This window comes from Plantactinospora mayteni (assembly GCF_016862935.1).
Lineage (GTDB): Bacteria > Actinomycetota > Actinomycetes > Mycobacteriales > Micromonosporaceae > Plantactinospora > Plantactinospora mayteni.
In genome coordinates, this window is sequence record NZ_BONX01000024.1 from 19,164 (window position 1) to 44,036 (window position 24,873).

General features: G+C 69.3%; 21 protein-coding genes and 2 tRNA genes. 12 read left to right on the forward strand and 11 right to left on the reverse strand.

The genetic code is table 11. From position 1 onward, the window contains the following. Positions 1-7 precede the first annotated feature (7 nt). The gene (locus Pma05_RS18860; RefSeq protein ID WP_203858761.1) at positions 8-1,309 is read left to right on the forward strand and encodes an aspartate aminotransferase family protein; all 1,302 of its coding nucleotides are present in this window, start codon (positions 8-10) and stop codon (positions 1,307-1,309) included. Between the two features lie 41 nt (positions 1,310-1,350). After that, positions 1,351-2,994, forward strand: a complete 1,644-nt coding sequence (locus Pma05_RS18865; protein ID WP_203858762.1) for a hypothetical protein — start codon at positions 1,351-1,353, stop codon at positions 2,992-2,994. Positions 2,995-3,062: 68 nt separating this feature from the next. Here the strand turns inward: Pma05_RS18865 and Pma05_RS18870 are convergent, their stop codons facing one another. Beyond that, entirely contained in the window at positions 3,063-4,121 is a 1,059-nt protein-coding gene (locus Pma05_RS18870) for a Gfo/Idh/MocA family protein (protein ID WP_203858763.1), read from the reverse strand. A 34-nt stretch (positions 4,122-4,155) separates the two neighbouring features. Then, positions 4,156-5,169 carry a fumarylacetoacetate hydrolase family protein gene (locus tag Pma05_RS18875; protein WP_203858764.1) on the reverse strand — a complete coding sequence of 338 codons (1,014 nt, stop codon included), beginning with the start codon at positions 5,167-5,169 and terminating at the stop codon, positions 4,156-4,158. A 15-nt stretch (positions 5,170-5,184) separates the two neighbouring features. On the opposite strand from Pma05_RS18875, the gene Pma05_RS18880 reads away from it, so the two are divergent. From Pma05_RS18880 to Pma05_RS18905, 6 genes are all read left to right on the forward strand, one after another. Next, positions 5,185-6,060 (forward strand): carbohydrate ABC transporter permease, encoded by an 876-nt coding sequence (locus Pma05_RS18880; protein WP_203858765.1) that lies wholly within the window; start codon positions 5,185-5,187, stop codon positions 6,058-6,060. Next, entirely contained in the window at positions 6,057-6,896 is an 840-nt protein-coding gene (locus Pma05_RS18885) for a carbohydrate ABC transporter permease (RefSeq protein WP_203858766.1), read from the forward strand. The genes Pma05_RS18880 and Pma05_RS18885 overlap by 4 nt, the downstream gene beginning before the upstream one ends. Before the next feature lie 370 nt (positions 6,897-7,266). Next, positions 7,267-8,271 carry a helix-turn-helix domain-containing protein gene (locus Pma05_RS18890; protein ID WP_203858767.1) on the forward strand — a complete coding sequence of 335 codons (1,005 nt, stop codon included), beginning with the start codon at positions 7,267-7,269 and terminating at the stop codon, positions 8,269-8,271. 190 nt (positions 8,272-8,461) lie between these two features. After that, positions 8,462-9,247, forward strand: coding sequence for a 6-phosphogluconolactonase (locus tag Pma05_RS18895; protein ID WP_203858768.1), 786 nt, complete (start codon positions 8,462-8,464; stop codon positions 9,245-9,247). Continuing rightward, the gene (locus tag Pma05_RS18900; RefSeq protein WP_203858769.1) at positions 9,244-10,035 is read left to right on the forward strand and encodes a sugar isomerase domain-containing protein; all 792 of its coding nucleotides are present in this window, start codon (positions 9,244-9,246) and stop codon (positions 10,033-10,035) included. The genes Pma05_RS18895 and Pma05_RS18900 overlap by 4 nt, the downstream gene beginning before the upstream one ends. Positions 10,036-10,318: 283 nt before the next feature. Beyond that, positions 10,319-11,461: an N-acetylglucosamine-6-phosphate deacetylase gene (locus Pma05_RS18905; RefSeq protein ID WP_203858770.1), complete on the forward strand. Its 1,143-nt coding sequence runs from the start codon at positions 10,319-10,321 to the stop codon at positions 11,459-11,461. A gap of 34 nt (positions 11,462-11,495) precedes the next feature. On the opposite strand, the gene Pma05_RS18910 is transcribed toward Pma05_RS18905, so the two are convergent. Genes Pma05_RS18910 through amcA form a run of 3 tightly spaced genes read right to left on the reverse strand, consistent with a single transcriptional unit; the run spans position 11,496 to position 12,723 of the window. Then, positions 11,496-11,843, reverse strand: coding sequence for a 50S ribosomal protein L11 methyltransferase (locus Pma05_RS18910; protein ID WP_239312617.1), 348 nt, complete (start codon positions 11,841-11,843; stop codon positions 11,496-11,498). Then, positions 11,840-12,118 (reverse strand): hypothetical protein, encoded by a 279-nt coding sequence (locus Pma05_RS18915; protein WP_239312619.1) that lies wholly within the window; start codon positions 12,116-12,118, stop codon positions 11,840-11,842. The genes Pma05_RS18910 and Pma05_RS18915 overlap by 4 nt, the downstream gene beginning before the upstream one ends. Positions 12,119-12,165: 47 nt before the next feature. Continuing rightward, the gene (amcA, locus tag Pma05_RS43785) at positions 12,166-12,723 is read right to left on the reverse strand and encodes a multiple cyclophane-containing RiPP AmcA (protein ID WP_307836865.1); all 558 of its coding nucleotides are present in this window, start codon (positions 12,721-12,723) and stop codon (positions 12,166-12,168) included. Positions 12,724-12,840: 117 nt separating this feature from the next. Between amcA and Pma05_RS18920 the strand changes: the two genes are divergently transcribed. Next, entirely contained in the window at positions 12,841-13,356 is a 516-nt protein-coding gene (locus Pma05_RS18920) for a P-loop NTPase family protein (RefSeq protein WP_203858772.1), read from the forward strand. Between the two features lie 152 nt (positions 13,357-13,508). Here Pma05_RS18920 and Pma05_RS18925 read toward each other — a convergent pair. Next, positions 13,509-13,584 (reverse strand) — tRNA-Lys (locus Pma05_RS18925). A gap of 189 nt (positions 13,585-13,773) precedes the next feature. On the opposite strand from Pma05_RS18925, the gene Pma05_RS18930 reads away from it, so the two are divergent. Together Pma05_RS18930 and Pma05_RS18935 are read left to right on the forward strand one after the other, a co-directional pair. Further along, positions 13,774-15,012: a L,D-transpeptidase gene (locus Pma05_RS18930; RefSeq protein WP_203858773.1), complete on the forward strand. Its 1,239-nt coding sequence runs from the start codon at positions 13,774-13,776 to the stop codon at positions 15,010-15,012. A 179-nt stretch (positions 15,013-15,191) separates the two neighbouring features. Then, positions 15,192-16,502 carry a L,D-transpeptidase gene (locus tag Pma05_RS18935; RefSeq protein ID WP_203858774.1) on the forward strand — a complete coding sequence of 437 codons (1,311 nt, stop codon included), beginning with the start codon at positions 15,192-15,194 and terminating at the stop codon, positions 16,500-16,502. Between the two features lie 210 nt (positions 16,503-16,712). Here the strand turns inward: Pma05_RS18935 and Pma05_RS18940 are convergent. Both Pma05_RS18940 and orn read right to left on the reverse strand, forming a co-directional pair. After that, positions 16,713-16,788 (reverse strand) — tRNA-His (locus tag Pma05_RS18940). A gap of 146 nt (positions 16,789-16,934) precedes the next feature. Next, positions 16,935-17,531 (reverse strand): oligoribonuclease, encoded by a 597-nt coding sequence (orn, locus tag Pma05_RS18945; RefSeq protein WP_203858798.1) that lies wholly within the window; start codon positions 17,529-17,531, stop codon positions 16,935-16,937. A gap of 68 nt (positions 17,532-17,599) precedes the next feature. Between orn and Pma05_RS18950 the strand changes: the two genes are divergently transcribed. After that, on the forward strand, positions 17,600-18,895 hold the full coding sequence (locus Pma05_RS18950; RefSeq protein ID WP_203858775.1) for a glycosyltransferase family 87 protein: 1,296 nt from the start codon (positions 17,600-17,602) through the stop codon (positions 18,893-18,895). A 367-nt stretch (positions 18,896-19,262) separates the two neighbouring features. Here the strand turns inward: Pma05_RS18950 and Pma05_RS18955 are convergent, their stop codons facing one another. From Pma05_RS18955 to Pma05_RS42590, 3 genes are all read right to left on the reverse strand, one after another. Further along, positions 19,263-21,614 carry a hypothetical protein gene (locus tag Pma05_RS18955; RefSeq protein ID WP_203858776.1) on the reverse strand — a complete coding sequence of 784 codons (2,352 nt, stop codon included), beginning with the start codon at positions 21,612-21,614 and terminating at the stop codon, positions 19,263-19,265. A 194-nt stretch (positions 21,615-21,808) separates the two neighbouring features. Beyond that, positions 21,809-22,552: a YcnI family copper-binding membrane protein gene (locus Pma05_RS18960; RefSeq protein WP_203858777.1), complete on the reverse strand. Its 744-nt coding sequence runs from the start codon at positions 22,550-22,552 to the stop codon at positions 21,809-21,811. An 11-nt stretch (positions 22,553-22,563) separates the two neighbouring features. Next, positions 22,564-24,507 (reverse strand): copper resistance CopC/CopD family protein, encoded by a 1,944-nt coding sequence (locus Pma05_RS42590; protein ID WP_372441502.1) that lies wholly within the window; start codon positions 24,505-24,507, stop codon positions 22,564-22,566. Positions 24,508-24,873 lie beyond the last annotated feature (366 nt).

Genomic DNA, 24,873 nt, shown 5'->3' on the forward strand with positions numbered 1-24,873 from the left:
CGTGCCGATGGCAAGGAAGCTGACTACCAGTGCCGCGCTGTTCGAGTCCGCCAAGCAGGTCATCGCCGGCGGGGTGTCCAGCGATGCGCGGCGGTCCCCCGGCGTACCACTCTATGTCGACCACGCCTCGGGGTCCCGGCTGTGGGACGTTGATGGCAATAGCTACCTCGACTATGTCCTGGGGCAGGGACCTGCGGTGCTCGGGCACTGTGCGCCCGAGGTGGTGGCCGCGGTGGTGGATCAGGTTGGCCGCGGAATCTCCTACGCGGCGCAGCACCGCCTCGAGGTCGAGGTCGCCGAACGACTGTGTCGGATGGTCCCGTCGGCCGAGCTGGTGAGGTTCAACAGCGTCGGCTCCGAGGCGGTGCACGGCGCACTCCGGCTGGCCCGCGCCTTCACCGGACGTGCGAAGGTGCTGAAGTTCGAGGGGCACTACCACGGCTGGTTCGACCCGGTGCTGTACAGCCTGCACCCTGACCTGGAGCAAGCCGGCCCGGTCGAGGAGCCGGTCCCCGTGCCGGGGAGCCCTGGCCAGCCGAGTTCGGCCGAGGGTGACGTGGTTGTGGTCACCTGGAACGACGTCGAAGCCGTGCGCGCGGCACTGGAGAAGCACCGGGGCGAGATCGCCGCGGTAATCATGGAACCGATCCTCTGCAACACCGGTGCGATCGTGCCCTTGCCCGGCTATCTCGAAGGTGTGCGGGATCTCTGCGACGAGCACGGCGCATTACTCATTTTCGACGAGATCATCACCGGGTTCCGGGTGGCACCCGGTGGTGCCCAGGAACGCCTCGGCGCGCTGCCCGACCTCGCGACGTTCGGCAAGGCGATGGCCGGCGGTATGCAGGTCTCCGCGCTGGCCGGCCGCGCCTCCGTGATGGAGACCATCGCGTCCGGGCGGGTGGCACACGCCGGCACCTTCAACTCCCACCCGGTTGCGATGGCCGCGGCAAACGCGACCCTGACGGTGCTGGACGAGGAGCGCGACGACCGTTACGGCCTGCTGTACCGCCAGGGTGAACGCCTGATGGAAGGGCTGCGGGAGGCCGCCCGCCAGGCCGGCGTCCAGATGCTGGTGGACGGCCTCGGACCAGTCTTCCAAACCTACTTCACCAGCCAGGAGTCGGTGCGCGACTACCGCGACTTCGCCCGTACCGACCGGCAGACGGCAGCCAGGTTCCACGCCGGGCTACAGGACCGGGGGATCAACATCGTCCCCCGCGGCCTCTGGCTGATGTCGACCGCACACACCGACGCCGACATCGAGGCGACGATCCAGGCCGCTACCGAAACACTGCACGCCATGTGAATCCGGTACTTCCACGCCCCCCTGTAGCTGGAGGTCACACCATGCCCGACTTCGTCCCCGCTCTCCGCTCAGCTGCCGCGTCGCGTCGCGACCTCCTGCGCCTGAGCGGCCTGGCGGCCGCTGGCACACTGGTCGGTGTCGGCCTGGCGCCGCCAGCGGCCCGTGCCGACGGCGGCAGCGGTTACACCGCACGGCAGACGTTCGACGACTGGGACCGGCTGTTCCAGGCCGGGTCACCGGGCCAACCGGACCAGCCCAACGACAACACCAACGCCGACGGCAGGTCCGGCATGCTGGCGTGGAGCCAGTCGTATGTGCTGCTCGGCCTGGTCCGGATGTACGAGACGTACAAGGACACCTACTACCTGGACCGGCTGATCGAGAACATCGATCAGGTGTTGTCGGTCCGCGACAGCGAGCGCGGCGTCAGCGACTACCGAGGTCTGTCGTTGCCGGCCTGGCGGGCCGACTATCCCTACACGGTCGGGTTCACCACTCTCCGCGACAGCGAGGGACGGCCGACACTTGAGGTCCGTTCCGCGCTGACCTACGCCAACGACGTCACCGTGACGGTGTTGGCGGGGACCCGGCCGGACACCTTCACCCTGGAGGTCGTGAACGCCCAGTCCAACCGCACCGCGACCATCGCAGATCTGACCATGGACCCGACCAGCGGCGACTACGCGGTGCTCCGGTTCTACCAGTCCTCGATCGGCCCACTGATGTGGACCGTACGCGATGTCCGGGAGTCCCCGACGGCCGCCGGGAACCCCGCGCCCGGATCGTTCCCGATGCTGTCAAAGCCGGTGATCTTCGCCGTGCACACCGGGATGATCACCTACCCCATCGCATCCTTCGTCCGGATCGTCCGGCAGTCACCGTCGCTGCTCAAGAACCGGCGCTACCGCGCGAAGGCCGCGGAGTACCTGGACGCGGTGCGGGCCGCGGTCGCGGTGCACGACTGGGAGTACCGGGAGAACGACAACGGCGAGGGCTACCTGATCTGGCCGAAGGGCCAGCCGCTGGCCTGGGACGGCTGCGAGCAGCCGATCAACCAGTCGTTGGCGCTCGGCCAGACGCTGGTCGAGTTGGCCATCACCACCGGTAACCCGGCGTATCGCAACAAGGTGAAGGCGATGGCGAAGATGTTCGCCCGACAGCTCACCGTCGACGCCGGCGGCGCGTACACGTGGCACTACTGGCCGACCGGTGGTCACGTCTACGAGGGATTCACCAGGACCGGATCGCCGGACACCGACATCTCCCTCTTCACCCCCGAGCCGGTTGGCGGCCGAGGCTACAAGCAGTTCGAGGACATCAGTCACGGTGCGATCGGCGTCGAGTTCGCCGTCCGGGCATTCCGGGCCAAGCTCGGCTTCTCCGGGCTCGACATGACCCGGTTCGCCCGCACGTTCACGCAGAACGTGGCGACGACCGACGACACGGGTCAGCCGGCCACCCGTACCACCGTGGCCGGCACCGGACTGGGCGCCGCCTCGGTGGCCCAGCAGGTGCCGCGCTGGATGCAGGCGACGCCCTGGGACGCGGGGGTGCACGCTCACTCGCTGGCGTTGTACAACCGGTACCAGCCGACACCTGAGCAGGACGGCGCACAGGCGATCGGCTTCGGGTGGCTGCTCGCGAACGTCGCCTACCTGAACTGGGGCGCCAAGTACAGCGCCTGACCGCGACGGCGGCCGTGGCACCGGCGGAGATCCGGTGCCACGGCCCCTTCGTGCCCGATGCTGGTGGATCAGCGGGCCGGCGCCACGTCGTCGAGCCGGACCGAGCCGCCGGTGTCGATCGCGCGGTGCGCGGCTGCCAGGACGGCGGTCACCTGCCGGGAACTCTCGATGCTGACCAGTGGTTCCCGGCCGGTCCGGACGCACTCGACGAAGTGCTCCACCGCGAACGGGTACGAGCCGCGCAGCACGCCGTGGATGTCTCCCTCGATCATCGTGCGCGGGTAGCTGAAGCTGTCGGGGGTTGCCGCGAGAATCCCCTCCTTCTGCCGGTCGACGTGGATGGTGCCACCCTCGGCCACGATGCTGAGATAGCTGTCGATCATGGTGGGGAACGTCTCGGGATTGACCCAGCCGGACTCGAACGTGGCCACCGCGCCGCTGTCGAAGCGGGCCTGGATGACCACCGCGTCCGGGGTGTCGATGCCCCGCCCGGCGAGCAGGCCCCGCCGGGCCACCGCGCTGACCTGCTCCACCTCGCTGTCGAACAGCCAGCTCACCAGGTCGATGTCGTGTCCGGAGAGGAACCAGGCGCAGGTGGTCCTTTCGGCCCACTTCAGCATCCGGGTGGGTACGTCGATGGTGTCGTGCTTACGGGCGTACCCGCAGACCGCAGGGCCCATATCGGCGAGCAACTGCTTGGCTTTCGCATTCGGGGGCAGCCACCGGTGGTTGTACAGGCACATCGCCCGGACTCCCGCGGCTCGCACGGCGGCCACCATCCGGTCCGCGTCGGCGACCGATGTCGCCAGCGGCTTCTCGATCAGGACGTGCAGCCCTGCCGCTGCCGCCGCCACGGTCGGCTCCGCATGCAGGTGGTCGGGCGTCATCACCGCGATGGCGTCACAGCGACCGGACGCGATCATCTCGTCGACGTCCTCGTACCCGGTCACCGGCTCACCACTCAGCTTCTCCAGCTCGATGGCCAACCGGGTGGCGCTGTCGCGGGTACGGCTGCTGACGGCGGTCACGACGGAGTTCGGATACTGAGCCAGCACCTTGCCGGTCAGGGCCGCCATCGCACCGGTTCCCACCAGCCCGAACCGGACCGGCCGGGTGGTCGTGGCCATGATGCTCCTCACTGCCGTGTTAGCCGGTGCCGGGTCAGCTGAACCGGACGTCGTTCTGTAGCGTGCCGAGCCGGTCGATCGTCGCGCGCATCACGTCACCGTCGACGAGAGGTGCCAGGCCCGCGGTCGTGCCGGTGGCGATCACGTCGCCGGGCAGCAGCGTCATGCCGTTGGAGAGATCGGCGATCAGTCGCGGCAGCCCGTACACCATTTGGGCGGTGTTCGCCCGCTGCCGGACCGTGCCGCCGACCTCGAGCCGCATCTCCAGCGCCGACGGGTCGCCCACCTCGTCCGGAGTGACCAGGTACGGCCCCAGCGGAGCGAAGGTGTCGAACCCTTTGAACTGATCCCACGGCACGTTACGGGCGATGTTCACCAACTGCAGGTCCCGCGCGGTCATGTCGTTGATCACGGTGTAGCCGGCGACGGCCTCGGTCCACCGCTCGGCGGGCAGATCGCGCGTTGTGGTGCCGATGACCACCGCCAGCTCGATTTCGTGCTCGAGGTGCCGGGTCCGCCGTGGCGCGACCACCGTCGTGCGATGGCCGGTCAGCGCGGACGGGGGCTTGAAGAACAGCACCGGCTCGGGGGGCACGTCGAGGTTGCTCTCCTCGGCATGGTCCCGATAGTTCAGCGCCAGGCAGCAGATCTTCGTACAGGTCGCCACCGGCGGCTCGAAAAGCACCTCAGCAACGCTCAGCAGATCCCCGGCCGAGGTCGAGGCGGCGAGCGCGGCGATGTCCTCGGCGAGCGACTCGCGGCCGGTTCGCGCCAGCAGGGCGACCGGATCGGCGTTGCCGCTGTCGTCCAGCGACGCGAGCGGAAGCAGCCGGTCGTCGGGCGTCCGATACACCAGCTCCACGTCGCGGTCGGCTGCCCTGCGGACACGGGCAAACTGCACAATCGCCTCCTCATGCGGTCCTCCGGCAATGACGTGACCACTCTTGCACCCGATCGTCGCGCTGCCTAGACTTCGGGACAGAACTTTTCCGAGTTTCGGACGTCCATCATGGGTGGTTGTGGGATCGAGCAGGTCGAGTGGGGACACGGAGAGGCAGACCGGATGACAGTGGGCAGGACGTCAGGTGGTAGCCGCTGGGTTCCGTATGCCTTCCTGCTGCCCGGGATCGCGCTGTTTTCGGTCTTCTTCGCCTGGCCCGCGATGATGGCGATCCGGTTGTCGTTCTACGAGTACAACGTCGTGTCGCCTGCCCGGTTCGTCGGCCTTGACAACTTCCGTCGACTGCTCACCGACGACCGGTTCCACCTCGCGCTGGGAAACTCCGCGCTGTACCTGGTCGGGATGATTCCGTTCGCCGTGATCATCCCGATCTGGCTCGCGGTGCTGGTCAACCAGAAGGTCCGCGGCATCCGGGCATTCCGCGCGATGTACTACCTGCCGGCGATCACGTCCATGGTTGCCGTCGGCGTGGCCTGGCGCTACCTCTTCCACCAGCAAGGCGTGCTGAACTGGGCGCTGATCGAGACGGGGATCATCGACAAGCCGATCCAGTACCTGCTCAGCGACGACTGGGCACTGCCCGCACTGGTGCTGGTCGAAGGCTGGAAGATGGTCGGCTTCTTCATGATGATCTACCTGGCCGGGTTGCAGTCCATCCCGGCCGAGATCTTCGAGGCGGCCAAGGTCGACGGCGCCAACTCGGCACGGCGGATGTGGCACGTGACCATCCCGCTACTGCTGCCGTACACGACAGTGACGCTCACGCTGGGGATGCTCGACGCGTTACGGGTCTTCGAGTCCGTCTACGTGATGACCAGGGGCGGGCCACAGGACTCGACCATAAGTCTCGGCTACCTCGCCTGGTCGACCGCCTTCGAGCGGTACCAACTCGGCTACGCCAGCGCGATCGGGCTGGTGATGCTGGTGCTGATGGTCGGGCTCGCCGTTCTCAATCAGCGCATCACGCGAGAGAGGTGACGCCGGTGTACCGCATCAGGCGTACATTACGCAGCCTACTGACGTATGTCCTGCTGTGTGCGATCGCGGTACTGTTCATGGCGCCGTTCGCACTGCTGCTGTCCACCGCCCTGAAGTCCTCCGGCCAGGATGTGTTCGGTTTCCCGCCGCAGTGGATCCCACGGCCACCGGTGCTCACCTGGTTCGGGGAGGCCTGGTCGACGATTCCGTTCGCCCGCTACCTGCTGAATTCGGTGATCTACGAGATCGGAATCATCCCCGCCTACCTGGTCGTCTCCGCGCTCACCGCGTACCCGCTCGCGGTTATGCGCTTCCGCGGCCGGACGGTGCTGTTCTACCTGTTCCTGGCGACGATGTTCATGCCCGCCGAGGTGTTGCTGATACCGCGCTTCATGGTGGTCTCACAGCTCGGACTCAACGACACCTACGTCGGCGTGATGCTCCCGGCGATCCTCTCGGCGATCGGGATCTTCCTGCTCCGCCAGACGTTCGCCGCGGTACCGAGGGAACTGCTGGACGCTGCGGCGATTGACGGCTGCGGGCACCTGCGGGTGCTGTGGCACGTAATGGTCCCGGTGGCGCGGCCGACCTTCGCGGTGCTGTCGATCCTCGGCTTCATCTCGGTCTGGAACAGCTTCATCTGGCCGCTGGTCGTGCTCAACGACACGGACAAGTATCCCATCGTGCTGGGCCTGGCGTTCCTGTCCGGGATCGCGGGCAACGACGTCCGGGGCCTGGCCGCCGGAACCATCATCTCGATCATCCCGATCACGGTTTTCTTCCTGCTGATGCAGCGACACATATTGGATGGAATGAGCGGTGCGGTCAAAGGGTAGGGTCCAGGTGCGACGGTGCCGGATCGTCGGGGCGGCCTGGGAAAGGGCGGGTTGACAGGTGCAGTGGCATCGACGGTCGGTCAATGAGTTGATCACCATCGGCGTGGTCGGCCCGCGTGACCAAGTCCAACGGATCCTGCTCATGCCGAGACGACCGGACTCCCAGAATTGGCGGCTGGTCGGTGCCGCACACGCCAGGGAACGCCAGACATACGAGCAGGTCCTGAAGATCGCCGACAGCGTCGACGCGATCCTGTTCACCGGGCCGCTGCAGTACGACCTGGCCCGGGAATCCGGCGAGCTGACGGTGCCCGCGACGTACGTCCCGGTAAGCGGCGCCTCGCTGTACTCCGGCATCATCCGGGGCCTGATGGCCGGCACCCTCGATCCGTCCCGGGTCAGTATCGACTCGATCGGCGCGGACGAGGTCGAGGCGGCGTACGCGGACATCAAAGTGAGCAATCAGCTCGTGCACACCATCGAGTACCTCGGGGCGGAGTCGGTGGAGAAATTCATCGACTTCCATCGCGGCCTGTACGAGAGTGGAGCCACCTCGGCCGCGCTGACCACCGTCAAGTCGGTGGCGCAGCGGCTGGTGGCTGCCAAGGTGCCGGTGTTCCGGTTGGTGCCGCCGTCGAACAGCATCCGGGACGCCCTGAACACCGCGGCCCTGCTGGGGGCCGGCAGCATCCTCGGGGACTCCCAGATCGTGATGGTGGTAGTGCAGGTGTCGCCGGCGTTCCGTCCGCTCGGCAACGGACCGCAGAACTACCGCCAGATGGAACTCATCCTGTCGTTGCACCGGTTGCTGCTCTCCGAGGTTGCCGACCTCGGGGTGACCTTGCTGCAACGCGACGCGGACACGTTTGTCATCACCGCGACCCGCGGCTCGCTGGCTCAGCTGATCAGTCGCCTCCGGGCCGACACCTTCGTCGATCGGATGCGGGCCGAGACCGGGATGGTCGTCGACATTGGGGTCGGCATTGGCGAGACGCCGCAAGCCGCCGAGGAACACGCGTACACCGCGCTGGAGCGTTCCCGAGAAGGTGACGCGGCGAAGGTGTACCTGGTGCGGCCGGATGGCAGCAACGTGGCGCTGTCGGGTCCCTCCGACGGGCAGGTGTCGAGCGAACCGCCGTTGGGGTCGTCGAAAGCCGAGGAGACGCTGCGCCGGATCATCGAGGTGCTGCAACCACAGCCCGGTGAGCCGATAGTGGTGGATGCTGAGGCAGTGGCGGAGGGCCTCACGGTCACGCCGCGAAGCGCGCGCCGGGTGCTGGCATCGCTCGTCGACGCCGGCCTGGCCTGGCAGATGCCCGCCGTGCAGTCATCGCGGAGCGGCCGACCGCGACAACAGTTCCGACTGATCGTCTAACATGCCCACCATCGCCGCCCCGCGCCCGGCTCCGGTCGGCGTCGACCGTAGCCGCGCACGGACAGCGGGCCAATCGCCCGGAGCCCGTCGTGACTGGGCGAGCCGCTGCCTGCCGGGCCAGCTCTTCGAGGGCCCGGCGTCGGGTGGATTGTCTTGTCAGCGTCCGACAGACCCACTCGGGAGAGCGCGCGTGATCGATCCGTATCAACCCCACGGGACACGCTTTTCCGCAGAGCGCGTCTCGATCCACGCCAGCCGCCATGACGCCGGCGCTGCGGCCGCCGCCGACGCGGCCGCCGCCATCAGGAGCGCAATCGAGCAGCGCGGTGAGGCCCGCGTCATCCTGGCCGCGGCCCCCTCGCAGGAGCCGTTGCTGGACCACCTCGTGCGGGAGGCCGGCGTGCCCTGGGAGCGGGTGCACCTGTTTCATATGGACGAGTACGTCGGCTTGCCATCCGGCGCGCCCCAGGCCTTCGCTGGTTGGCTCACTCGCAGATTGGCCGCGCTGCCAATCCTGCGCTTTGAGGCTCTGCGACCCGACCCTGACCCAGCGGCCGAGCTACGCCGGTACGCGGAGCTGCTCGCAGCGGGCCCGATCGACCTCGCGTGCCTCGGGGTTGGGGTGAACGGCCACCTGGCGTTCAACGAGCCTGGCGAATGCCGCCTGGACGACCCGGCGACCCTTCGGCTCACCGACCTGCACCTCGCCTCAAGGCAGCAGCAGGTGGACGAGAGGCTCTTCGCGACACTCGCCGACGTGCCACGACAAGCCATCACGGTTACCGTACCGGGCCTGCTGAACAGCACACGGGCGGTCCTCTGCGCGTTCGGCAACGCGAAGGCAGCCGGCGTGCGCCGGATGCTGACGGGGCCCGTCGACGAGAGCTGCCCAGCATCGGCGATCCGCACACATCCAGACGCCCAGGTACACCTCGACGCCGCGGCAGCGGCACTGCTCTCGGAGACGGTCGGATGACGGGCACCCCCGATGAAGCCGCCGCGGCGGTGGTGGGCGGCGTGATGTCTGGCTACCTCGATGCCGTGATCGGGCATATCCAGGCCATCGCGGCCACCGAGACCGCGGCGGTAGAACAGGCGGCGGCGCTCGTGGCCGATCACGTCCTCGCCGACCGGTTGGTGTACGTGTACGGACCGGGAGGACATTCGAACCTCGCAGCCCAGGAGGTGTTCTTCCGTGCCGGAGGGCTGGTGAACGTCAGCGCGATTCTCGACGAGGGGACGCTGCTGTCGAACGGGGCGATGCGCTCCATGGCGATGGAGCGGACACCGGGCTACGGGCGGTTGGTGATGGAGGACAACGGGCTCGTACCCGGGGACCTCCTGGTGCTGGTCAACGCGTACGGCATCAATGCCGCCCTGATCGACGCGGCCCTCTGGGCAAGAGAGCACGGCGTGAAGGTGATCGGAGTGTCCTCCCGAGTGCATGCCGACTCGACGGCGCTGGACCATCCAGCACGGCATCCATCGCAGCGGAACCTGCACGACATCGTGGACGTGCACATCGACACCAAGGTGCCAATCGGGGATGCCGTCCTCCAGCCGCCGGGCATCAGCGGGCGGGTGGGTGCCGTATCTACCTTCGCCAACGCCTACGCGCTGAACTGTCTGATGGTCTCAGCATCGGCTCTGGTCGCCGCGCGCGGTGTTGAACCGACGATCTGGCGCAGTGGCAACGCGCCGGGTGGCGACGAGCAGCACAGCGGCTTCCTCCACCGGTACCGCAGGCGGGTCCGTTGGTTGTAGGACGCGCGCGTTTGGGGCAACCCCAGGCCGGCCTGGCTCGCGCAAACATCACCTCTGGCCCCGAAATCGCCAGGCCCATGGGCTGTACCTACCTGCGGCTGTCCATCGGGACCGACCTGCACGGCGAGCACCACGGCGGGGTCACCCCGGCCCTGTCGAACAGGGTCACGTGCGTGCGGGAGAAGAAGCAGCCCTTCATCACACTGCCGAGCTCGTGCGACGTTGTCGCCGTTCTGGACGCCCTACACCGTTCCCTGGGCTCGGGGCCGCCGGAGACCCTACGATGATCATCCTTACCGGTCGGTCACCCGCTGGCGAGCCGGTACGGGTCACCGTCCGCGACGGGGCGATCAGCGCGGTCGAGCGACAGGAGCACGATGATCCCGCCTGGCTCCTGCCAGGCCTGGTCGATTTGCAGGTGAACGGCTACCAGGGATATGACCTGAATTCCGACGAGGTCGACGCCGACGTGGTGACCAACCTGGTTGAAGTCAAGCGTCAGCATGGCGTGACCGCATTCTGCCCGACTCTGATCACCGCCGAGGAGGGTAAGTTGGTCTCCGCGCTCGCGGTGATCCGTAAGGTCCGGGCGGCCGATCCGGATATGGCGACGGCGATGCCCTGCGTTCACGTCGAGGGCCCGCACATCTCCCCCGCGCCGGGCGCTCGGGGAGCGCATGACCCCGACCTGATGCGGCCGCCATCGACTGCTGAGTTCGATCGCTGGCAGGCCGCGTCGGGTGGAATCGTGGGAATCGTGACCATCGCCCCCGAACTGCCAGGAGCGGTCCGCTACACCCGGGAACTGGCGGGGCGTGGCGTCATCGTGTCCCTCGGGCACTGTGATGCCACAGCAGAGCAGATCTCAGCGGCAGTCGACGCCGGGGCCCGCCTCTCGACGCACCTCGGCAACGGCGCCGCGCAGCTGCTGCCGCGGCACCCCAACCATCTGTGGGCGCAGTTGGCGGATGACCGCCTTAGCGCCTCCTTCATCGCCGATGGTCATCATCTTCCGGCTGACACCTTCACCGTAATGACCCGGGCGAAGGGGGTGGAACACTCCATCCTGGTTAGCGACTCCGCCGCCCTGGCGGGGCTTCCGCCAGGGGACTATGAGACACCAGTGGGTGGACGAGTCACCGTGGACGAGGTCGGCCGGCTGGTGCTGACGGGATCCAATCTGCTCGCGGGCTCGGGCCGCAGCCTGCTGCACTGCCTCGCCTGGGTGGTCCGCCACACCGAGGTGGGTCTGGCGCCGGCGGTGCAGATGGCTTCGTCCAACCCGGCGCGGCTTCTCGGGCTCGCTGGCCGGCACGGGCTCGTGCCCGGGGCGCCGGCGGACCTCGTGGTGGCGCATGAAGATTCCGCGGGTGCCATTACGGTGCAGCGAACCCTCGTGGCAGGGCGAACGGTCTACCAATCGTGATGTCCCGCACCGGGTTTGATGGAGACAGTCGCCATCACGCCGGGTTGACGTCCAGCGCGGTCACGTGTGCCGCACCCGCCAAGGCCAGCGCCACCGTGTACAGGCCGGAGCCGCACCCGATGTCCAAGGCGCGAGCGCCCGCCACGGGTAGGCCAGAATCGGCGTTCAGCGCGCTCAGCAACGTGAGCCCCACATCGGTCGGAAAGAGGACGGAGCCGTCATCCGGCGTCTCGATCTCGACCCGCCGGCCTCGCACCTCAACCTCCGCCGAAACCATGCCGCCGCGTACTGGCCTCACCTGGCAGAGGGCATTTGCCGCGCCCGCCGGGATCCTCATTCGGACCGTGGGCGGCGGCGCATTGATGACGTCAGTGCTGCTCATGAAGATTCCTCCTCGTCAAGAGAAGCCGTGGTGGCGAGCCGGTAGGAGCGGTTATGCCGGGCAGGCCAGCCGAGGAATCGGTCGAAGACACCGGCAGTGCTGCCGGTGTCGTTGGGGCGGAGCTGGTGCAGATCGTCGATCGCGTCATGCAGGCAGCTGGCCAGATAGAGACAGAGACTGACCACGTTGTCCCTGTACTCCGCCAGAAGGGCGACCTTCGCCGCGCCGCAGGGCCACGGGTGGCCGCACCGTCGGCACAGCCACAGCGGTCGCATCGGCAGGTGTGGTCGGGAGGGGGTCGCAAGACGGTCTCCGTCGCTGCTCATCGGGGGTCGCGATCTCGCGTCTGCCGCTCGAACACGATTCGCCAGGCATACGTCAACAGGGGCGGATCGACCGACCCCGGCCGTACCGCTGAGGCTGCCGCCACGCGGCCTCGCGGCGGCTCGCCCATCTTCGCGTTGCGCGAGACATAAACGGTCACAGCCGCCCCCCGCTCGGATCTGCTGCCTGAGCGCAGTGGGCTTGCCGACGTGCCGGCAAGCCCACCGCCGTCGGCCGGCGGCGGGGAGCAGACCCCCCGGTCGCCCGCCCACGCAGCCCTGCTGGCGGTACGCGAACGGGGAGTCACCCGTGCGGTCGACGGAGTGCCCGGCGCGAGCACTTGCCGGTGCGTCGGGTCGCATTCCGACCTGTCGCCGTGAGGCACGTCCATCTGGATCTCCCTGGCGTGACATTGCCGCTGGCCCGTCGGCGCCCCCGGATCAGGAATGGTCCTGGACCGTTCCGCCGACGTGTTCCTGGCCCAGGATCGCTGGCGGCACTGGCCGGAGATAGACGGCAGGTCGAGTCGGAGGCGTCCGCCCCAGCGTCGGCGCATTTGGCAGCATCCGGAACACCCACGATGGGCCCCCACGATGTCCTGGCAAGGACTCAAGCCCAGGTCCGAGCGTCACGACCTCTCCGTCCGCCGGGGGTGCCCCCTACCGTGGAAGGCGTGGACCGGATCGCCATCATCGGCTGCGGCGGCAGCGGCAAATCCACCGTGGCCCGGCAACTCGCGCGGATCCTCGGCGCACCGCTCACCCACCTCGACGCGCTCTACTACGACGAGCACTGGACACCGCTCCCGCAGGACGAGTTCGCCGCCCAGCAGGAGAAACTCGTCACCGGCGAGCGGTGGATCATCGAGGGCAACTACGCCAGTACCCTGCCCATTCGACTCGCCGCCGCCGACATCGTGATCTTCCTGGACCTACCCGCCACCGCTTGTCTCCGGGGCATCGCCCAACGCCGCTGGCGCTACCGGGGCGGCCAGCACCGAACCGACGGCGTCTACGACCGGATCACCATGAACTTCGTCCGCTACATCCTCGACTACCGCCACACCATGCGACCCCGCGTCCGCAACCTGCTCCAGGAACACGGACCACATGTTCAGCTCGTCACCCTCACCAGCCGACGTCACGCCAACCGGTACATCGACCGTGTACAACAGGAACGCAGCCGGTGACCCGACCCGGAAGTCCACGAGGATGGTGCCGTGTCCCACCGAGGCCAGCCCGGCCCAACGGCTCCCGAGCACCCATCGAGCGACCATCCGCCACCGACGTACGCGAAAAGGCCCCGACCAGCACAGTAGCGCCAGGTCAGGGCCTTGATCGTTGGTGCGCCGCCAGGGACTCGAACCCCGAACCCGCGGATTAAGAGTCCGCTGCTCTGCCAGTTGAGCTAGCGGCGCTCGCTGACAACGGGAGAAACCTTAACACGGGCCCAGGAGGAGGTTCCAACCAGTTCCCCTCCAGCCCACGACCGGTTCAGCCAGGTGACCAAAACGGTCATTCCACCCATACGTCTGGGCGTCCGGGATCAAAACTGTGGCCCCGATAGTGCACGATGTCTCCCGGGATTCGAGTGGACCGAGGTGGGGATGGGCAGGAGCACGCGCGACTGGGCGATGATCATCGCTCTGGCGGTCGTCACGCCACTGGGTACGGCGGCGTGTGGCGACGGCGGAGACGAGAAGCCGCAGTTCGCGAGCGGTAACAGCGCGGCGGCGGGAGCGAGTGCGAGCCCGACACCACCCGCCGAGCCGCTCGAATTCGCGGTCACCCCGGCCAACGGCGCCAAGAAGCAGCCGGTGAGCGTCGAGATCGGCACCAGCGTCAAGGGCGGAAAGATCAGCGACGTCAGCCTCACCCTCGCCGGAGGCGGCGCGGTCAAGGGTGCGATGCGGCCGGACGGCTCGTCCTGGGTACCGGCGGCGCCGCTGAACTACGCCAAGACATACACCGCCCAGGTCACCGCGACCTCCGCGTCCGGGCAGACGGAGACCAGGTCCACCTCGTTCACCACGATGGCGAAGCCGAAGTCGGTGATCGGCTCCGGCCTCTACCTCTTCGACGACAAGACCTACGGCGTCGCCATGCCGGTGGTGGTGGAGTTCTCGCCGGGGATCGCCAAGAAGGACCGGGCCAAGGTGCAGCAGCGGATGTTCGTCGACTCCGACCCGCCGCAGCCCGGCGCCTGGCACTGGGTCTCCAACGGCACCCAGGCTTACTACCGGGCCCCGGAGTACTGGCAGGCCGGGACCACGCTGAGCGTACGGATCGGGCTGGAGGGGATCCCGCTGAGCAACGGCCGGTACGGCAACGTCGACCGGAAGGCGACCGCCAAGATCGGCAGCAGGTTCGAGATGAAGGTCGACAACAAGACCAAGAAGATGACCGTCCTCGAGGACGGCAAGGTGGTCCGGACCATCCCGGTGAGCCTCGGCAAGAAGAGCACCCCGTCCTCCAGCGGCACCATGGTGGTGATGGAGAAGAAGGAGACCACGGTCTTCGACACCCGCGACGATCCGGACCCGGCCAACCGTTACGTGACCGACATCGACTTCGCCCAGCGCCTGACCTGGGGCGGGGAATACATTCACGCCGCTCCGTGGTCCGTCGGCGACCAGGGGCGACGCAACGTCTCGCACGGCTGCGTCAACGTCTCCACCGCGAACGCCCGCTGGCTCTTCGAGAAGACCAAGACCGGCGACCCGGTGACGATCAGCGGCACCGAGCGGAAGCTGGTCTCCGGCAACGGCTGGACCGCCTGGAACCTGCCCTGGAAGGAGTTCGTCAAGGGCAGCGCCCTGCCGGTCCCCGCCGACCTGGGCGCCTGACAGGCGGATCGACGACGAATCCCGTCGACATTTGCGGCGCTAACCGACTAAATCGACCTCACCCGATGGTGTTTTACGGCACGGCAGGAAACGAAAACTTGCTCACGGGCGTCATTGGGAGAGGATGACCGTGCGGACCGAGTGGGTACAGCTGTGGAAAACAGCAGTGTGAGGGGATCATGCGACCAGGCCGAGATCAGTTGACCCGTCGTACCTCCGACCGGGGTCTGGCGACGCGGGGACGACCCGCGCCGTTCCGGGCCCTCGCCTCGGTCCTGATCGCCGGCGCCCTGGCGGTCACCGTGACCGCCTGCACCGGCGACGGCGGCAAGGGCGATGGGCCGTCGTTCCAGGATGGCAGCGAGGCCGAGCAGAAGCCGAAGGCCACCGCCGCGATCACCGCACCGGCGGCGGACGCGAAGGACGTACCCGCCGCTGCGGAGATCGCCTTCAGCAGCAAGGACGCCGTCGACACCACCGTCGAGGTCAAGAACGCGGCGGGTGAGGCCGTCAAGGGCGCGCTTACCGCCGCCGGGACGTGGCTGCCGGAGAAGGCGCTCGAATACGGTACGACGTACACCGCGACCGTGACCGCGACCGGCGACGACGGCAAGCCGGCGACGACGACCAGCACCTTCACCACGATGGCCAAGCCCGGCAAGCAGATCCGGGTGACCAGCTTCCTCGGCGACGGCCAGACGGTCGGGGTCGGCATGCCGTTGATCGTGAAGTTCAGCCGGGCCGTACCGGAGGACTACCGGGACGACGTGCAGCGCCGGATGACCGTCCAGGCGACCCCTGCACAGGAGGGGATCTGGCACTGGGTCAGCCCGACCGAGGTGCGCTACCGCCCGAAGACGTACTGGAAGGCCAACACCAAGATCTTCTACAAGATCCAGGCCGGCGGGTTGCCGATGGGCGATGGCTGGTACGGCCGGGCCGACCTGACCGTCGACGTCAAGACCGGGCCGGCGGTGGTGATGACCGTCGACAACAAGACCAAGAAGATGACGGTCACGAAGGACGGCAAGGTCATCAAGACCATCCCGATCAGCCTCGGCAAGAAGAGCACCCCGTCCTCCAGCGGCACGATGGTGGTCATCGAGAAGCTGAAGGAGACCGTCTTCGACACGAGGGACGACCCGAACCCGGCCAACCGCTACGTCACCGACATCGAGTACGCCCAGCGGCTCACCTGGGGCGGCGAGTTCATCCACGCCGCGCCCTGGTCCGTCGCCTCGCAGGGGCGTACGAACGTGTCGCACGGCTGCGTCAACATGTCCACCGCCAACGCGAGCTGGCTGTTCAACCAGACCCGGGTCGGCGACCCGATCCAGGTCAAGGGCACCGAGCGCAAGCTGGAGAACGGCAACGGCTGGACCGACTGGAACATGAGCTGGGACGAGTACGTCAAGGGCAGCGCGATTCCGGCGGGCGAGACGGCGACCCCGCCGAGCACCGAGCCGACCACCGGCACCGCCACTGGCTGAGCCGGCGGCGAGCCGGTACGACGTCGCCCCCGCTCCTCCTCGGAACCTTCCGGAGAGGGCGGGGGCGTCCGCTTCTTCCGAAAGCCGCTCCGGCGAAAGCCGCTCCGGTTCTTCCGGGAGTCACTCGCGGAGTGCGCCCACGGTGCCCCTGAAACGATCAAGACCCCCTCGGAAGAGGGGGTCTGACCAGCAGTGGAGTAGATCCACAAGTGGGGTGACTGATGGGATTTGAACCCACGACACCCGGGACCACAACCCGGTGCTCTGCCAACTGAGCTACAGCCACCATGTTCAGTTTGATCAGGAACATCCGCCACGACCGGATCAGCGGACCCGGCGGGGCGACGACCAATGATAGCCACACCTCTCCCCCCGCCGTCGACCGGGTTGCATCCTGATCCGGGGCGACGGCGGGCCCCTCCGCCGAGATCGTCAGAGTTCGGCGGCGATGGCCTTGGCGGTGTCGACGTCCGGCCCGGGCAGCGGCACGAAGACCGTCCGCCGGTAGTACTCCAGCTCCCGGATGCTCTCCCGGACGTCGGCCAGGGCCCGGTGGGCCAGCCCCTTGGCCGGCTGGCCGAAGTAGACCCGGGGGTACCAGCGGCGGCACAGCTCCTTGATCGACGAGACGTCGATCATGCGGTAGTGCAGGTGGGCGTCGAGTCGTGGCATGTCGCGGGCCAGGAATCCACGGTCGGTGGCGATCGAGTTGCCGCAGAGCGGCGCGGTACGCGGATCCTTGACCAACGAGGTGACGTACTCCAGCACCAGGTCCTCGGCCTCGCGCAGGCTCACCGTCGACCGGCGGACCTCCTCGGTCAGGCCCGAGCGTTCGTGCATCGCCCGCACGATCTCCGGCATCCCGGCCAGCGCCTGCTCGTCGGCGTGGATCACCACGTCCACACCCTCGCCGAGCACGTTGAGATCACGGTCGGTGACCAGCGCAGCGACCTCGATCAAGGCATCCTTGCCGAGATCGAGCCCGGTCATCTCACAGTCGACCCAGACGAGAAGATCAGCCACGACGATCAGACTACGCGCAGCCCCGGGACCCGCGCCTCAACGCTGTGGACAGAACGGCCCGCTAGGGTTTTCCCGTGCCAGCCGATCCCCCCGCGCCATCCGCCACGGACGAGGACGACCCCGGCGGCCGTACCGCACGTCAGATCATCGTCGTGGTGCTGGTCGCCGCGGCGGTGCCGCTGCTCTATCTGGTCAGCACCCCACACAACTTCTACGACCTCAAGATCTATATGAGCGCGATGCGGTGGTGGGCGGACGGCAACCCGCTCTACGACTACGCGCAGGCAGACCTGCTACAGGGCGAACTGTTCTTCACCTATCCGCCCTTCACCGCCCTGCTGCTGCGCCCGTTCGCCGAGCTGCGGATCGGGGTCACGGTCGTCGTCTTCACCGTGCTGACCGTACTGGCCCTGCTGGTGACCACCTGGTGGCTCGTCTCGTCGGTCGCCGACCGGTACGGGGTGCCCCGGTGGTTCGCGGCGGGACTCGCCGTACCGCTCGCCTTCGCCGTGGAGAGCACCCGGGAGACCATCGTCTTCGGCCAGATCAACATGCTGCTCGTGGTGCTGGTCCTGGCCGACCTGCTCTTCGCCGTACCCCGGAACTCGCGCTGGGCCGGCGTCGCGATCGGGCTGGCGACGGCGCTCAAGCTCTATCCGGGGATCTTCATCGTCTACCTGCTCGTCACCCGGCGGTGGCGGGCGGCGCTGGTCGCCAGCGCGACGGCGGCCGGCGCGACGCTGCTGGCGGCGGCGATCGCCCCGAGCGACTCCTGGCGGTTCTGGACCCACGAACTCTGGCTGACCAACCGGGTCGGCCGACCCGACTACACCGGCAACCAGTCGCTGTTCGGGCTGCTCAGCCGGTTCACCACCCCTGGCGAGCCGAACCAGGCGCTCTGGCTGATCCTGGTGGTCGCCGTCGGGGCGTACGGGCTGTGGCGGGCGGCCCGGGCGGTGAGGGCCGGTGACGAGCTGACCGGGCTGACCCTGACCGGGCTGGTCGGCGTACTGGTGAGCCCGATCACCTGGACCCACCACGCGTACTGGTTCATCCCGGCCGTGGTGGTGCTGGTGGACGCCGGACTACGGCGCCCCGATCCGGCCGCCGACCGGGCCGGGCGGCGCCGCCGGGTGGCACTGCTGGCACTCGCCACGCTGGTCACGGCCGTGATCGTGTACGGGGTGGTCTCGTACTACGACTGGGGACGCGCCTTCGACCGGACCGACAACCCCATCGAGTTCCTGCTGCGCAACCTCTACGTGCTCTTCGCGTTGCTGCTGCTCTTCGTGCTGCCGATCCGGCGGGAGTCGCCGGGGACGGACACCGGTGCCGAGATCCCGAAACATGAACCAAGCATCCGGCAGTAGCAGAAGTTGCACCAAATGGACAGATCTATCTAGTACGCCTCGATGCGGTTAATCTAGGGACAACAGCTGAAACGTCCCTTCGGTACACCGATCCCCCGGTGAAGATGGCCCCCCGCGTCGGCAGCGCGGGGGGCCATCTGCCGCCCATCCTCTCGCAACGATGCTCAGGCCGGGCGGTCAACAGGCTGCCTCCGTACGGCGCCGAACAGGTCGGCTCCACCATCCCCGCTCGCCTCGGCCACCCGGTCGCTCGGCACCTGGTCGCCCCGGCCCGGCCTGGTCGCCTCGGCCCGGTCGGTCGGCTCGGGCCGTCCGGAACGATCTCCCGTTGGGCAAGCCCGGAGAGCGGATGCGCCGGGAGCCGGGGTCAGCGGGGCGTCGGACTCGGACTGGGCCGTCTGATCCCGCTATCCCGCCCGGCCGACTCGTCCTCCTGGCCCGGGCTCTGCGAGTACCCGGGCCCGGCGTTGCCACCGTGCCGTCCCTCCAGGGTGTCCATCACGGCCGACCTGGTCGCCGGCTCATAGCCCCACGGCCGGTTCAGGGCGGTACGCCCCGTACGCGGCTGCCCAGCGTCGTACCCGGCCGCTCCGGGAGTCGCCGGGCGCAGCGAGATCCGCCGAACCGGTTCGTCCTGACCCGGGGCCACAGCGGGCAGGGCACCGTGCTCCGGTAACGGGTACTCGGAAGCCGCCGGGTCCTCTCCCGACCTCACACGTCCGGTGGCCGGGCGGGTCTCGGAGATCGGCTCCGGCTGGGACGCCGATGCCTCTGGCTGGGCCGCCGGTCGTCGGGCCGGCACCACCGCACTCCGTGCCGCCGGCATCAGCCTGGATCCGGTCGAGACCGGACCGGGCCAGGCCGCCACCGCCCCGGGACCGATCGCCGCCGACGCCAATGCGACCGTCGACGCGACCGTCGGGTCGGACACTGCCGTGGCCGCCGGCTCGGACACTGACGCGGCTGCCGCCTCGGACGCTGACGCGGATACCGGTCCGGCTGTCCGCGCCGCCATCGGGGCGCTGGTCGGTCGTGGGGCGGCACTGGCCGCCGGAACGGGTGCGGGCTTGGGCGGCGCCGGCATCGGCGGTGCCGGGACGGGCAACGGCGGCGTCGGCGAGGGTGCCGGGACGGGCGCGGGTGGTGGCGCCGGCATGGGAGCGGGCGCGGGTGCCGGCGCGGGAGCACGGGCAGAACGCACCGCCGCCACCGAGCCTGTCGACCCGGCAGCATCCAGCGACCCACCAGAACCCGATAACCCGACAGAACCCGACGACCCGACAGAACCCGATGACCGGCCAGAACCAGCCGAACCAGCGGAAGTGGCCGAAGCAGCAACCGTAGGCCCGGTGGCGGGAATCGTCGCGCCGCCAGTCGGGGCACCGGCGGCCGGGTTCATCGGCGGCCAGACCAGGCGTGCAGATGGGCCGTGGTCCGATCCCACCGCTGTGCTGCCGCGCGCTGCCGAGCCGCGCGCTGGGGTCAGCACGTCCGCCAGCGTCGCCGGCCGGCTCGACGGCACCCGCCGGCCCGACGACATCACCCCGACCGGCGCCTCCCCGATCGACGTCGATTCGGTCGGCGCCGTATCGGTCCGAGCCGCATCGTCTCCGGCCCGAGCCGCATCGTCCCCGGCCCGAGCCGCACCGGCCGGTGACGCGGCAGCTTCCCGGGCCGACCCGCCGCTCGGGCAGCCCGCCGGCACAGCCTCACCGAGCCCAGCCCGGCCCGCCCGACTCCCGGCCTGAGCCGGTAGGTCCACCGGTCGCTCGCACAGGTTCCCGCCCCGAGCTGGAATGTCCACCGGTCGCGCCGGCAGGTCCCCGCCCTGAATCGGCAGCTCCACCGGCCGCTCTGGCGCCCGGACGGGACGGTCCGGAGAGTGAAGATGGTCCGGAGAATAGGGACGGTCCGGGGAATAGGGACCGTCCGGGGAGTGGAGACGATCCGGAGAGTGGGGACGGTCCGGAGAGCGGGAGTCCCCGATCTCGTCCAGGGTGGCGATGCCGAGCCGGGCGGCGAGCCCCGGCACCTGGCTCGGTTCGACGACGAAGACCACCTCACGGGGACGGACCGGCCGGGCCAGCAGTACGACGCCGAAGAGCGCCAACAGGCCGCCGACGGCCAGCGCACTCCAGGCGACCGGATCGAGCCAGCCGGGGCGTACCTCGGCACGCAGGTCGGTGACGACGCCGGCTCCCGCGTCCGGGCGCATGACGACGAGGCTGAGCCGGGACGCGCGTAGGTCGTCGGCGGTCAGGTCCAGCGTGCCGAGGCCGCTGCGGATCCAGAGCCCCTGCTCGCCGGGGAGTACGGGTACGGCCGCCGGGGCCGGCTCGTCGGCCGGGCCGAGGCGTACCGGCAGGCTGCCCCGGGTCACGCTGACCCGGTCGACCCGGGCGTACGGCGAGTTGGCGAGGTACGCCGAGACCTCGGCCGCGGGCGCGAGGCCGAGAAACGCCGGCTCCGCTCCGGCACGGGCGACGACCCGCAGCCCGGTCCGACCGGCTTCCAGGAACGGCGCGTCCCGGCGCAGCATCGCGGCCAGGTCCGGTACGACGACGGCGTGCCCGCCGGTCTCGATCCGCTCCAGGGTGCCGGCGAATGCCCCGTCGCCGCCGCGCTGCTGAGAAAGCGTCCACAGTGCGCCACCGACGAGGAACACCGGCAGCCCGATCGTGAGCAGGAGTATCCCGGCGATCAGCCGCACGAAGCGCATACGTGTCTCTTTCTCTCCGGTCGCGGTACCGCCGACGACATCGCGCGACCGGCGGCGGGGGGTCGCAGTACCCGCCGACCATACCGAGCGAAATCGCTCCAACACGGATTATTGACCGAAAACGCCGTTGGCCCGTCGGCAGTTCTGCCGACGGGCCAACGAGGACACCGGTGGGTGCGGAGGGTGTGCCGAGATCAGGCGGCGGGCGGCGCGGCCTCCCGTCGGGTACGCGCGAACGCCAGCCCGCCCAGCGCCAGGCCGGCGAGACCGGCGACCAGGCCCGCGATCGCCAGGCCCAGCGCGGTCGAGTCCCCGTCGTCCTCGCTCGACGACGCCGCCGGCTGCTGCGCCACGGCCGAGCCCGAGGGCGACGGTGCGCCCTCCTCGGCCGCCGGAAGCAGCCTCAGCACCGGGGCGGGGTCGTTCTCCGGCTCGGTACCGTCGGCGGCCGGCGGCTCGATCCAGCGTGCCGTGTTGCCGTCCGAGTAGTGCTGGAGGATCCGGAACACTATCTGCTTGACCTCGGGCAGCGGCCCCATCGAGACCGGGAACTCCTGGAACTCCCCCGGCTTGATCCCGGCGTTCGTCGACGCCGTCCAGGTGATCTTCGAGACCACCTCGCCGATCTGGCTGCCGTGCACCTCCACCGGCGGGTTCACCGCGCGCTTCTCGACCGCCGCCGTCCAGCCGGGCACCGGCATGGTGGAGACCGAGGCGAGCGGCGCGTCCTCGGGGAACGTCACCTCCAGCTTGACGGTCGACGCGGTGTCACTCTCGGTCGGTACCCGGAACGCCACGCGACCGTAACCGCCCTGGTTCGCTTCCTTCGGGTTCACCGAGACGTGCGCGGACGCCGACGAGGCCAGCCCGAACACGCCGATCACGGCTGCCCCGAGGACGAGGGCGGCAGCGCGCGCCGCCCGACGGTGACGGATCATGATGTACCTCTCTAGGTGATGGGCACGGTGCTGGTCACCGTGGCCTGGTCGATGTCTGAAATCCGGACCGTGAAGCTGAGCTGCCAGTTCCCGGCGGCCGGCAGGCTGATCTCGCCGGTGGCGTGGTTGTCGGTGAGCGGCAGCAGGGGGATCTCGATCGGTTCGACACCCTGGTCCGGCAGCGCGGCCGTGGCCCGCCACTCGACCACCGGCAGGGGCTTGTTGTCCGGGGTGTACGCGTACAGGTGGACCGAGTTGCTGCCGGTCCCGGCCGGGTCCACCTCGACCTGCAACGAGTAGAGCGAGCTGGTCAGCATGGTGGTGTAGTAGCCGGGGGCGCTGGCGTCGCCGTACTCGCCGGCGGTCCGGGCCGGCGGGGTCTGCACCAGTACGGCGGAGAGGGCCAGCACGATCGCGGTGATCGCGAGTTCGACCCAGACCGCCCGTCGGATCCGCCGCGCCGAGGCGACCGGCCGGGGCGGGTCGGCGACGAGTACCGCCGTGGCGGCACCACCGCGTGACGGCGCTCCGGCCGGTTCGTCACGACCACCCGGGCCACCCGGGCCACCCGGCTCGTCCCGCCCGTCAAGCTCCCGCTCGTCAGGCCCCCGCCCGTCGACCTCTTGCTCGGCGTCCCGCTCGTCCGGGTCGCCGTCGATCCTCCCGCCCGGCTCGGCAACGCCGTCCGCCCCGTCCGGCCCGTAGTCGTCGGCGAAGAGCCGGCGCCGGACCAACTGCCGGGAGTACGCGGCCACCCCGACGACCGCCGCGAAGAGTACGACCTTGGCGATGATCAGCCGGCCGTAGGTGGTCGACACCAGCGCCTGCGCCAGGTCCGAGAAGACCCGGGTCAGGTCGGTGGTGCCCGGCGTGCTCAACTCGATCAGGGCCTGGACGATCCCGGCGAGCAGCAGCGCGGAGACGGCGACGGTCGCCCAGCGGGACCAGACCGGCAGGATCGCGTCGAGTTCCCGGTCGTTCGCGCGACGCAGCAGGAACCCGCCGAGCATGACCAGTCCACCGAGCCACACCGCCATGCCGGCCAGGTGGACGCTGTCGGCCACGACCGAGACTGCCGGCTGCGGCGAGGCCGCCGCGTGCCCCGCGATCGGCCAGGTCGCCAGGCCGGCCACCCCGAGCACGGTCAACAGGATCTGGTCGCCCCGACCCGCCCGGCCGCTGATCAGGGGGCGGATCAGGATCGCCGCCGCGGCCAGGATGCCGAGCCGGACCAGGTGGGCCGCGCCGAAGGTGCTGCCGAGTACGTCACCGAGTGCGCTGCCGCTGACCGCGAACGGCCCACCACCGTTGGTGTACGGCACCTGGAGCCAGAGCCCGGCGAGGGTGGAGAGCACGATCAGCCCGATGCCGGTCCAGATCAGCCGGGCCGGGCCGACCCGGTCGAGCCGCCGGGGCCAGAGCAGGCTGAGTACCATCACCGGGCCGATCAGCAGCAGCAGGCCGGCGTAGCCGACGTACTTGAAGACCCGTACCGCCACGCCCACCGCCGGGTGGACGTCCTCGGCCCCGCTGTCCGACGGCGGCGTCGACGGTGCACCGACCGAATAGGTGTACGCCCCGGCCACCGGATGGTTGTCCGCCGAGACCACCCGGTAGCTGACCAGGTAGGTGCCCTGGGCTCCGGAGGTGTCGACCGGGATGGTGATCACCGCACCGTTGAAGGTCGGGTCGCCCCGGTCGACGCGGGCACCGTCCGGGCCGAGGACGCGGATCTTGTCCGGCACCTCGCGGACGCTCTCGCTGAAGGTGAGCACCACCTCGGCGGGCGAGTTGGGCACTACCACGTCGGCGGCCGGACTGCTGCTCACCAGTACCGCGTGCGCGCTGGCCGGGGCGGCCGGGCCGAGCAGCAGGGCGAGGGCGGCCAGCAGCAGGCCGAGAGTGGCGCCGGCGCGGGCCAACCATCGACGATTCGCAGCAATCATGCCCGATATCGTGGCTGACCACCCCGGCCGCGCGCGACCTCGGGTCACGCCCGGTCCGCCTCGGTCACACCGACCGCCGTCGTACGCCGACCTACCGCCGTCGTACGCCGAGCGACCGCCACCCGCCGAGCGACCGGCAACCATCGACCGGCTGGCAACCGCCGATGGGCCCGCCTGTCGGCGTGGAGATCGTCGACCGGTCGGCGCGCGAGCCCGGCTCCGTCGAAAGCCATAGCCGGATAGTCGGCACCGGGACCGGAAAAGTTCCCGGCCCGGCGACACCGATTCCCGGGAACGTCGTGGATCAGCACCGCACCCGGGTACGGCCGGCCGACAGCCGGGGCGTTCTGCCCGGTAATGCCCACCTACCACCGT

Excerpts from the sequence above, each read along its gene's own strand:
- Pma05_RS18905 (WP_203858770.1), top strand. The coding sequence starts at position 10,319 with ATGATCATCCTTACCGGTCGGTCACCCGCTGGCGAGCCGGTACGGGTC.
- Pma05_RS18860 (WP_203858761.1), top strand. The coding sequence starts at position 8 with ATGGCAAGGAAGCTGACTACCAGTGCCGCGCTGTTCGAGTCCGCCAAG.
- Pma05_RS18870 (WP_203858763.1), bottom strand. The coding sequence starts at position 4,121 with ATGGCCACGACCACCCGGCCGGTCCGGTTCGGGCTGGTGGGAACCGGT.
- Pma05_RS18960 (WP_203858777.1), bottom strand. The coding sequence starts at position 22,552 with ATGATCCGTCACCGTCGGGCGGCGCGCGCTGCCGCCCTCGTCCTCGGG.
- Pma05_RS18930 (WP_203858773.1), top strand. The coding sequence starts at position 13,774 with ATGGGCAGGAGCACGCGCGACTGGGCGATGATCATCGCTCTGGCGGTC.
- Pma05_RS18915 (WP_239312619.1), bottom strand. The coding sequence starts at position 12,118 with ATGCGACCGCTGTGGCTGTGCCGACGGTGCGGCCACCCGTGGCCCTGC.
- Pma05_RS18955 (WP_203858776.1), bottom strand. The coding sequence starts at position 21,614 with ATGCGCTTCGTGCGGCTGATCGCCGGGATACTCCTGCTCACGATCGGG.
- Pma05_RS18900 (WP_203858769.1), top strand. The coding sequence starts at position 9,244 with ATGACGGGCACCCCCGATGAAGCCGCCGCGGCGGTGGTGGGCGGCGTG.
- Pma05_RS18890 (WP_203858767.1), top strand. The coding sequence starts at position 7,267 with ATGGCCGGCACCCTCGATCCGTCCCGGGTCAGTATCGACTCGATCGGC.
- Pma05_RS18880 (WP_203858765.1), top strand. The coding sequence starts at position 5,185 with ATGACAGTGGGCAGGACGTCAGGTGGTAGCCGCTGGGTTCCGTATGCC.
- Pma05_RS18865 (WP_203858762.1), top strand. The coding sequence starts at position 1,351 with ATGCCCGACTTCGTCCCCGCTCTCCGCTCAGCTGCCGCGTCGCGTCGC.
- Pma05_RS18910 (WP_239312617.1), bottom strand. The coding sequence starts at position 11,843 with ATGAGCAGCACTGACGTCATCAATGCGCCGCCGCCCACGGTCCGAATG.
- amcA (WP_307836865.1), bottom strand. The coding sequence starts at position 12,723 with ATGCGCCGACGCTGGGGCGGACGCCTCCGACTCGACCTGCCGTCTATC.
- Pma05_RS18935 (WP_203858774.1), top strand. The coding sequence starts at position 15,192 with ATGCGACCAGGCCGAGATCAGTTGACCCGTCGTACCTCCGACCGGGGT.